This window comes from Streptomyces sp. CO7, assembly GCF_053474865.1.
Window position 1 is genome coordinate 583,686 of record NZ_JBRIOU010000003.1, and the last position, 5,813, is coordinate 589,498.

The following is a 5,813-nucleotide window of genomic DNA, read 5'->3' on the forward strand; positions in this document are numbered from 1 at the left end:
GCCCGCCGGGCCGTCCGCTCCACCGGCCGCAACGCCTCCCGCCGCGCCGCCATCTCCCCGGCGCTCACCGCACCCCCGTGCCCCCTCTCGTACGCCAGTGAGACCAGCAGCCCCACCCGCTCGGCCAGCCGCAGCACCCGCGCCGCCCGCGGCGGATACCCCGGCGCCAGCGCGTCCTGCCCGGGCGACCGCTCCGCCCGCGCCCGGTACGCGTCCAGCGCCGCCTCGGCCACCGGACCGGACGCCGCCACGTCCAGCCGCGTCATCACCTCCGTCGCCTCCCGCAGCGCCTCCGCCAGCTCCCGCTCCGCCTCGCCGAGCGAGGGCACGTCGGCCGGCGGCGCCTCCCGCACGGGCAGGCAGTGCCAGACCACCTCCACGTGCACGTCCTCGGAGTCCGCCGCACCACCCGCCGGCCCGGCCTCGTACACCTCCGGCACCAGTCCCAGCGCCACTCCGTGGCAGACGACCGCCTCCTCCGCCTCCAGCGCCGCCGCGTTGAACTCCGCCGGCCCGCTCAGCCCCAGCGGATGCCCCGGCGCGGGCAACGCCACCCGCAGACCGGTGGCCCCCAGCGCGCGCAGCCGCCCCAGGGCGAGCGACAGACCGACCGCCCCGTCCTCCCCGGGCAGCCCGCGCACCCGGTGCAAAGCGTCGTCCCCGACAATCGCGGCCACCGCGTCATCAGGCGGGACAAGATGGGCAAGAAGGGCGTTTCCCCAGGCGGCCAGGCGCCCGGCACGTGGTTCCGTGAGCATGCGCCCAGCCTAAGGACCGTCCCGCTGGATTCCCCAGGACACCGGGTGGCGTAGATTTTTCCGAAAGGGCTGCGCCCGCCGGCGCACACGACAGCCACACCGGCCGACGCCGCCACCACGGGGAGGGCCGAGAACGCAATGGGAGACAGCGCGCTGATGAGCGATGTTCTGGAGCTGGAGGACGTATCCGTGGTCCGCGAGGGCCGGGCTCTGGTGGACCGGGTCTCCTGGTCGGTCAAGGAGGGCGAGCGCTGGGTCATCCTCGGCCCCAACGGCGCGGGCAAGACCACCCTGCTCAACATCGCCTCCAGCTACCTTTACCCGAGCAAGGGAACCGCCACGATCCTCGGCGAGACCCTCGGCCGGCCCGGCACGGACGTCTTCGAGCTGCGCCCCCGCATCGGCGTGGCCGGCATCGGCATGGCGGAGAAGCTCCCCAAGCGCCAGACGGTCCTGCAGACCGTCCTCACCGCCGCCTACGGCATGACCGCCGCCTGGCAGGAGGAGTACGAGGACGTCGACAAGGAGCGCGCCGTCGCCTTCCTCGACCGCCTCGGCATGACCGGCTACACGGACCGCAAGTTCGGCACCCTCTCCGAGGGCGAGCGCAAGCGCACCCTGATCGCCCGCGCCCTGATGACCGACCCCGAGCTGCTCCTGCTCGACGAGCCCGCGGCCGGCCTCGACCTCGGCGGCCGCGAGGACCTGGTGCGCCGCCTCGGCCGCCTGGCCCGCGACCCGATCGCCCCCTCCATGATCATGGTGACCCACCACGTCGAGGAGATCGCCCCCGGCTTCACCCACGTCCTGATGATCCGCCAGGGCGAGGTCCTGACCGCCGGCCCCATCGAGCTCGAGCTCACCTCCCGCAACCTCTCCCACTGCTTCGGCCTCCCCCTGGTCGTCGAGCAGATCGGCGACCGCTGGACCGCCCACGGCCTGCCCCTCGCCTAGCCCCTCGCCCGGGCATCCCGCCCGGGCGCCGGCCGGCCCGCCCAACAGGCCCTTTGCCACGCCCCCGTTCGCGCCCTGTCCGCGGCGGGGGCGCGGTCCTACCATGCACCTGTGGACATCGACGCGTGGGTCTGGTGGCTGGTGGCGGCGGCGGTGCTCGGCATCGCCCTGGTGATCACAGCGATGCCCGAACTCGGGATGCTCGCCGTCGGCGCGGTCGCCGCGGCGGTCACCTGGAGTCTCGGCGGCGGCATCGTCCTTCAGGTGGGCGCCTTCGTGGTCGTCTCCGTGGCCCTGATCGCGGTGGTGCGCCCCATCGCCGCCCGGAACAAGGACCGACCCCAACTCTCCACCGGCATCGACGCGTTGCGCGGCCGCCAGGCCGTCGTGCTCGAACGTGTCGACTCCCGGGGCGGACGCGTCAAGCTCGCCGGCGAGGTCTGGTCGGCGCGCGCCCTGGAACCCGGCCGCACCTTCGAGACGGGGGAGGAGGTGGACGTCGTCGACATCGACGGAGCCACCGCCGTCGTCATGTGACGACCGGACCCGCGCCCCTCCCAACCGCCCTGCACAGCGGGGGAGTTCGCGGACCGCCCCGGCCGGCCGGCCCGCGGACCCGGACAAGTGGCCGGAACCCGCCCCGAAGGTCACCGGGGTCTGGGAGACTCGAGCCAGAAGATCATCGACAATCACGGCATCCGCCGCGCACGACGCGGCCGAGAGGGGTTCGGGGAGCCACGATGGAACCGGTCATCATCGTCCTGGTCATTCTGGTGGTGTTGGTCTTCATCGCCCTGATCAAGACCATCCAGGTCATTCCGCAGGCCAGCGCCGCGATCGTCGAGCGCTTCGGCCGCTACACCCGCACCCTCAACGCGGGCCTCAACATCGTGGTGCCGTTCATCGACACCATCCGCAACCGCATCGACCTGCGCGAACAGGTCGTCCCCTTCCCGCCGCAGCCGGTCATCACCCAGGACAACCTGGTGGTGAACATCGACACGGTGATCTACTACCAGGTCACCGACGCCCGCGCCGCGACCTACGAGGTGGCCAGCTACATCCAGGCCATCGAACAGCTCACCGTCACCACGCTGCGCAACATCATCGGCGGCATGGACCTCGAGCGCACCCTCACCTCCCGCGAGGAGATCAACGCCGCCCTGCGAGGCGTCCTCGACGAGGCCACCGGCAAGTGGGGCATCCGCGTCAACCGCGTCGAGCTCAAGGCGATCGAGCCGCCCACCTCCATCCAGGACTCGATGGAGAAGCAGATGCGCGCCGACCGCGACAAGCGCGCCGCGATCCTCCAGGCCGAGGGCGTCCGGCAGTCCGAGATCCTGCGCGCCGAAGGCGAGAAGCAGTCGCAGATCCTGCGCGCCGAAGGTGAGGCCAAGGCCGCCGCCCTGCGCGCGGAGGGCGAGGCCCAGGCGATCCGCACGGTCTTCGAGTCCATCCACGCCGGAGACGCGGACCAGAAGCTCCTCGCCTACCAGTACCTCAAGATGCTCCCGGAGATCGCCCAGGGCGACGCCAACAAGCTCTGGATCGTTCCCAGCGAGATCGGCGACGCCCTCAAGGGCCTCGGCGGCGCCTTCGGCAACTTCGCCCCGCAGAACGGCAATCCGCCCGGCTCGGTGCCCAAGCCCGCGGGCAACGGCAGCGACCGCCTCGAGAAGCCCACCATCGACTGACGGCCGCGAGCCCTCGGGGCCGGAAGCGCCGCAAGGGCGTGAACGAACGACGCAGGGCCCGCCACCCCCAGCCGGGGCGGCGGGCCCTGCGCCCTCACACCTGGGGTCAGGCGGCCGCCCGGACCGCCAGCCACTCCGGCAGGTCCGCGAGATCGCGGTTCCCGCCCATCGCCAGCAGCATCGCGTCGGCCGGCGTGGGCTCGAACGGCTCGTGCAGCAGCGGCATCCCCGCCTGCTCCGGCGTCCGGTCCGCCTTGCGGTGGTTGTCCTCCGCGCAGGAGGCGACGGTGTTCAGCCAGGAGTCCTGGCCGCCCTGCGCCCGCGGCACCACGTGGTCGACGGTGGAGGCACGCCCGCCGCAGTAGGCGCACCGGTGCCTGTCCCGTACCAGCACTCCCCGCCTCGACCACGGCGCTTGTCTTCGGAACGGCACCCGGATGTACCGGCAGAGCCTGATCACCCGGGGCGCGGGTATGTCCACCGCGGCCGCCCGCATCCGAAGATCGGGATGGGCCTGCTCCACGACCGCCTTGTCCTGGAGCACCAGCACCACGGCGCGGTTCAGCGTCACCGTCGACAGCGGCTCGAAGCTCGCGTTCAGCACCAGCGTGTCCCGCACAACAACCAGCCCACCTCTCGTGTGCCGGCCGCCCCCCTGGCAGCCGGAATCCCACTCTGGCCGGGCGTGCCGCGAGGGACAACGCAATATCCGCCGCCCCAACGGCAGAAAAGAAGCCCGCCCCTGATCAATTCCAGGACCAGGGACGGGCAAAACGTGCCGTGCGGGACTGACGCGGACTCAGTTCCCGGCGGGCACCTCGTACTCGCCGATCAGGTGGGCGCGGCCCAGCGTGTGGAAGCGCAGATTGAATCCGACCGCCGCCGGACTGGCGTCCGCGTCCGGACCGAGCTTCTCCTGGTCCACGGCGTAGACCGTGAAGACGTACCGGTGAGGTCCGTCCCCGGCCGGCGGCGCGGCCCCGCCGAAGTCACGCGTGCCGTAGTCGTTGCGCGCGTGCACCGCGCCCTCGGGCAGACCCGCGAACGCGCCCGAGCCCGCGCCGGCCGGCAGCTCCGTCACGGAGCCCGGGATGTCGAACAGCACCCAGTGCCAGAACCCGCTGCCGGTGGGGGCGTCCGGGTCGAAGCACGTCACCGCGAAGCTCTTCGTCCCGGGCGGGAAACCCTCCCAGCGCAGGTGCGGGGACGTGTTGCCCGCCGCGTGCACCTGGGCGTCCGCGAGCGTGCCGCCCACCTCCACGTCGTCGCTGGTCACCGTGAACGACGGAACCTGCGGATGGAAGTCGTGCGGCAGCGGCGGCCTGCTGGACCGGTTCACCTCGGTACCTCCTGGCTGTGGTTCAGGAACCGCGTCCGCGAAGGACGTGGTTCCGCTTGTCCCGTCCGAGCCTAGAACCAGTTGCGCTTGCTGCCGACCTCGGACAGCCACTGGTTGAGGTACGCCGCCCAATCGGTCCCCTGGTAGTCCTGCAGCCCCACCTTGAAGGAGCGGAAGGTGTCGCTCCCCTCGCTGAACAGCCCCGGCTTCTTGTCCATCTCCAGGACGACGTCCATCTCGGACTGGTCCGCGACGAAGCTGATCTCGACCTGGTTCAGCCCGCGGTACTGCTGCGGCGGCAGGAACTCGATCTCCTGGTAGAACGGCAGCTTCTGCCGGGTCCCGCGGATGTGCCCGCGCTCCAGGTCCGCGTTCTTGAAGCGGAAGCCGAGACGCACGAAGGCGTCCAGGATCGCCTTCTGGGCCGGCAGCGGGTGCACGTTCACCGGGTCGAGGTCGGAGGAGTCGACCGCCCGCGCGATCGCCAGCTCGGTGGTCACGCCCACGTGCATGCCGCGCAGCGCGGAACCGTCGATCATCGTGACCGGCGTCTCCCACGGGACGTCGATGCCGAACGGCACCGTGTGCACCGCACCGGCCTGCAGCTGGAACGCCCCGCCCAGCGGGACCTTCAGGAACTCGATGTTCTGCCGGTGCTCCTGGTTGTCCCCGCCCTCGACCTCGACCTGCGCCTGCAGACCGACCGCGAGCCCTTCGATCTGCTGGTCGACCGACCCGCCCTGGATCCGCACCTCACCCTGCACCACACCGCCGGGGACCACGTTGACCTCGGTCAGCACGGTCTCCACCGAGGCGCCCCCGGCCCCGAGACTCGCGAGCAGCTTCTTGAACCCCATCTGTGTCCCTCTCTCCAGGCGCCCCCGTGGGTCCGCGCCCTCTCAGTCGTCCTCAGGTTCCTGCGATCCCTGACGGTTACTGGTAACGCGTGAGGCCAGGTGAACGGTTCCTGCTCCCGGAACCCACCCGGACCGGACCAGAACGGTCCGGGTGGGTTCCGGGAGCAGGAACCGTTCACCTGGCCTCACGCGTTACCAGTAACCGTCAGGG

The 5,813-nt window shown here is 71.5% G+C and carries 6 protein-coding genes and 1 pseudogene; 3 read left to right on the forward strand and 4 right to left on the reverse strand.

What is annotated here, in order from left to right; all coding sequences use genetic code 11:
- Nucleotides 1–758 (reverse strand): hypothetical protein (locus ACOV8S_RS12650; RefSeq protein ID WP_448317880.1); only part of this gene is annotated, 758 nt, incomplete at its 3' end.
- Between the two features lie 156 nt (nucleotides 759–914).
- On the opposite strand from ACOV8S_RS12650, the pseudogene ACOV8S_RS12655 reads away from it, so the two are divergent.
- The 3 genes and pseudogenes from ACOV8S_RS12655 to ACOV8S_RS12665 form a co-directional block, all read left to right on the forward strand.
- A pseudogene (locus ACOV8S_RS12655) lies at nucleotides 915–1,445 on the forward strand (ABC transporter ATP-binding protein); the annotation flags it as partial.
- Nucleotides 1,446–1,823: 378 nt separating this feature from the next.
- Nucleotides 1,824–2,249: an NfeD family protein gene (locus tag ACOV8S_RS12660; protein ID WP_448317881.1), complete on the forward strand. Its 426-nt coding sequence runs from the start codon at nucleotides 1,824–1,826 to the stop codon at nucleotides 2,247–2,249.
- Nucleotides 2,250–2,452: 203 nt separating this feature from the next.
- Complete coding sequence (locus ACOV8S_RS12665; RefSeq protein WP_351118125.1) at nucleotides 2,453–3,406, forward strand: SPFH domain-containing protein; 954 nt, start codon at nucleotides 2,453–2,455, stop codon at nucleotides 3,404–3,406.
- 106 nt (nucleotides 3,407–3,512) lie between these two features.
- Here ACOV8S_RS12665 and ACOV8S_RS12670 read toward each other — a convergent pair whose 3' ends face one another.
- From ACOV8S_RS12670 to ACOV8S_RS12680, 3 genes are all read right to left on the reverse strand, one after another.
- A complete protein-coding gene (locus ACOV8S_RS12670; RefSeq protein ID WP_448317883.1) occupies nucleotides 3,513–4,025 on the reverse strand; it encodes an HNH endonuclease in 513 nt (170 codons plus the stop codon).
- Between the two features lie 180 nt (nucleotides 4,026–4,205).
- Complete coding sequence (locus ACOV8S_RS12675; protein WP_448317884.1) at nucleotides 4,206–4,745, reverse strand: YbhB/YbcL family Raf kinase inhibitor-like protein; 540 nt, start codon at nucleotides 4,743–4,745, stop codon at nucleotides 4,206–4,208.
- A 71-nt stretch (nucleotides 4,746–4,816) separates the two neighbouring features.
- Nucleotides 4,817–5,602 carry a sporulation protein gene (locus tag ACOV8S_RS12680; RefSeq protein ID WP_448317885.1) on the reverse strand — a complete coding sequence of 262 codons (786 nt, stop codon included), beginning with the start codon at nucleotides 5,600–5,602 and terminating at the stop codon, nucleotides 4,817–4,819.
- Nucleotides 5,603–5,813: the final 211 nt, after the last annotated feature.

Coding starts and splice junctions, on each gene's coding strand:
- ACOV8S_RS12665 (WP_351118125.1), top strand. CDS start 2,453: ATGGAACCGGTCATCATCGTCCTGGTCATTCTGGTGGTGTTGGTCTTC.
- ACOV8S_RS12680 (WP_448317885.1), bottom strand. CDS start 5,602: ATGGGGTTCAAGAAGCTGCTCGCGAGTCTCGGGGCCGGGGGCGCCTCG.